The following is a 3379-nucleotide window of genomic DNA, read 5'->3' as shown; positions in this document are numbered from 1 at the left end:
GAGGAGTTATTTAATGGGTACGGCGTGCGTACGATGACACCACAGTCTGCCGGTTATTACCCGATGAGCTATCATGCTGGAAGTGTATGGCCTCATGACAATGCCATGTGCCTAATCGGCTTAAGCCGACTTGGAATAAAAGAGGAAGCTATTCAAATAGTAGAAGGAATGCTTGAGGCAGCAAAAGGCTTTGAGTACTTACGCTTACCTGAACTTTTTTGTGGGCATGACAGTAGTCTTGGTTATCCTGTTCCATATCCAACCACATGCTCTCCACAAGCATGGTCAGCTACATCTTCATTTATATTTTTACAGACCATCTTGGGTATCCAACCTATGGCTATCAGCAAACAGATCATAATCGATCCAGTTCTTCCTAAAAACATGAACATTTTAAAAGTAGAAGACATGCGAATAGGTGAGGGGATTCTATCACTTGATGTTAAACGGAATGCAGAGACATATGAAGTTAAAGTTATGAATAATACAACTGGATATACCATTCACCAAAAACAGGATCTTGATGTACAGGTAAAAGGATAGAGGGGAATTAAAATGAATTATATAGTCGGAATAGATATTGGCGGTACAAAAGTGGCCATTGGAATTGTAGGAGAAGATGGGAAGCTTTATCATCATACTAAAATAGCTACTGATTTATCGATATCACCTAAAGAGATGATTCATCGTTTGAGTGAAGCAATTAATCATTTAGTGAAAACCTCTGGAATCTCTTTTGAACAAGTGTTAGGAATTGGGATTGGAGCGCCAGGACCTCTTGATTCTAAAAGAGGGATCATCACCTGTCCTCCAAATCTTCCGAACTGGCATAATGTAGAGATTGTTTGTATGTTGGAGGAACTCTACCAAATTCCTGTTCGACTAGAAAATGATTGCAATGCTGCTACGCTAGCAGAAAAATGGATTGGTGCTTCGCAGAACAACGATTATTTTGTGTATGTGACGATTAGCACAGGAATAGGTGCCGGTATTTTCGCAGATGGCAGACTGATTTCTGGTAAGAGCGGAAATGCCGGAGACATAGGTCATATCATGATGGATCCGACCTATGGCACTTGTACATGTGGTCAAAATGGATGCTTTGAGTGGATTGCTTCAGGAACAGCAATTGCAAGACAAGGATCAGAGATACTTGGGCAATCTGTAACAGCAGAAGAGGTGTTTACACTGTACAGAAACAAGGATCCTCGGGTTCAAGATCTTATCAACAATATATTTACAGTCATTGGAGCTGGATGTACGACCATTGTTAATGCTTTCGATCCAGAAAAAGTAGTTATAGGTGGAGGCGTTTCTAAAGTTGGGGAGCCGTTATTTCAAGCTGTGCGATCCTACGTTCAAACTCACGCATTAAGTCCTTCCGGGAGGGAGACAGAAATTGTAACTTCTGGATTGGACCATCATTCGGGGACAATAGGAGCGGCTGCATTACTGCTACAGGACAAGGGTGCTTTAGACGAAATAAGCGTCCATTAAGTAAAAGGGGTGAACTTATGGAACAACAAAAATGGTGGAAGGAAGCTGTCGTTTACCAAGTCTATTGGCGCAGCTTCAATGACACAACTGGGAATGGAACCGGTGATTTACAAGGTGTTGTCGAAAAGCTTGATTATATAAAATCCTTAGGTGTTGATGTTATTTGGTTGAACCCATTTTTTGAATCACCAGATAAGGATAATGGTTATGACATATCTAATTACTACTCCGTTATGGATAAAGCAAGAGATATGGCAACTTTTGAACATTTACTAAAAGAAGTTCATAAGCTAGACATGAAGCTTATTATGGATTTGGTCGTGAATCATACGAGTGACCAGCACCCATGGTTTAAGGAATCTCGTTCATCCATAGACAATCCTAAGCGAGATTGGTACATATGGAAGGACCCTAAAGAAGATGGATCCGCGCCTAATAATTGGCGCAGCTATTTTACGCCTTCTACTTGGGAGTATGACGATAAGACCCAACAATATTATTTTCACTCATTTGCCATCGAACAACCAGATCTTAATTGGGAGAATCCTGAAGTAAGGGAAGAAATTTATAAGATGATGAGATTCTGGCTGGATAAAGGGATCGATGGTTTTCGTATGGATGTTATAAATCTATTAGCTAAGGTTGAAGGCTATCCAGATGTAGAAGAGCCCGAAACGATCAACTATTTAGGGAACAACCCAGGAATTCACAACTACCTAAAAGAGATGTACAAACAAGTATTACAACATTATGATGTTTTTACAGTCGGAGAGATTCCTTTTGTCACTCCTGAAGATGGCTTACTATATGTAGGAGAAGACCGTCAAGAGCTGAATACCCTTTTCCATTTTGAAGTGTGCGATGACATGGTCCAAATGGATTTACCGCGATTTAAGGAAATCCAAAAACGATGGTATGAGGGTATGTTCGGACGTGGGACAAATTCTCAGTTTCTAAACAACCATGATCACACCAGACTGGTTACCCGCTTCGGAAATGACAACGAATATCGGAAAGAATCTGCTAAATTACTTGGCACTTTAATTCATACTCTCCCTGGCATCCCCTACGTGTTCCAGGGAGAAGAAATAGGGATGACAGGGGTAGATTTTGCAACCATCGAAGACTATCAGGATATTGCTATGCTTAATAAATATAACGAAGAGATAGAAAAAGGCCGGGCCGGAACGGAAGTATTAGAAGAATTGAAACTACTAAGCCGCGACAATTCTAGAACGCCAATGCAGTGGGATGACAGAGAGAATGCAGGTTTTACCACGGGTAACCCTTGGATTAAAATGAACCCGAATTATTCTGATATTAACGTGAAACAGGCATTGGATGATAAAAACTCCATCTTTTATTATTATCAAAACATGATTTCGCTCAGAAAGAAATATAAGGTTTTCACATATGGAGACTACCAGCCCATTTTAGAAGACCATCCAGCCATCTATTGTTATTTTAGAGAATACGAAGGTGAAAAACTTCTGGTTGTAGCTAATATGAGTGATGAGGAAAATGTGTTTGATTACTTAGTGGATACTTCTGGTGCCAAGTTGCTTCTCCATAATTATGCCGTAGAGAATGATTTATCTTACTCGAAATTAAATCCTCATGAGGTACGTGTTTACTTATGGACATAATAAATAGTAAAAAGATGATGGGTGTTTAGCTCGTCATCTTTTTTTTGTTTATCGACAATCAGCTTGTCCTTGGTAACAAAAATGTCTCCGGTCAAATTCGCCTCTGTCCTGATGGGGGTATGGTTCTTGAGTAACGCAGCTGCTAACAAATTGGCTGGTGTTGTTGCTTCGTGGACGACAAAGGCAGGATATCTAGAAATCTATGCTTATATCGGGATCGCAGCGATTGGTCTTGG

3 protein-coding genes are annotated in these 3379 nt (G+C 40.2%); all 3 read left to right on the top strand.

Going from position 1 to position 3379, the window contains the following annotated elements; genetic code table 11:
* The coding region (locus LD39_RS23005) for an amylo-alpha-1,6-glucosidase (RefSeq protein ID WP_369793216.1) at positions 1–543 on the top strand (543 nt) is incomplete at its 5' end.
* Between the two features lie 12 nt (positions 544–555).
* Positions 556–1497, top strand: coding sequence for an ROK family protein (locus tag LD39_RS05235; RefSeq protein WP_035543667.1), 942 nt, complete (start codon positions 556–558; stop codon positions 1495–1497).
* A gap of 17 nt (positions 1498–1514) precedes the next feature.
* Entirely contained in the window at positions 1515–3143 is a 1629-nt protein-coding gene (locus LD39_RS05230; protein WP_035543666.1) for an alpha-glucosidase, read from the top strand.
* Positions 3144–3379 lie beyond the last annotated feature (236 nt).

Source organism: Halobacillus sp. BBL2006, assembly GCF_000786645.1.
Taxonomy (GTDB): Bacteria; Bacillota; Bacilli; order Bacillales; family Halobacillaceae; genus Halobacillus.
The sequence above is the reverse complement of the archived record's forward strand: the minus strand, read 5'-3'. Positions and strand labels throughout refer to the sequence as shown.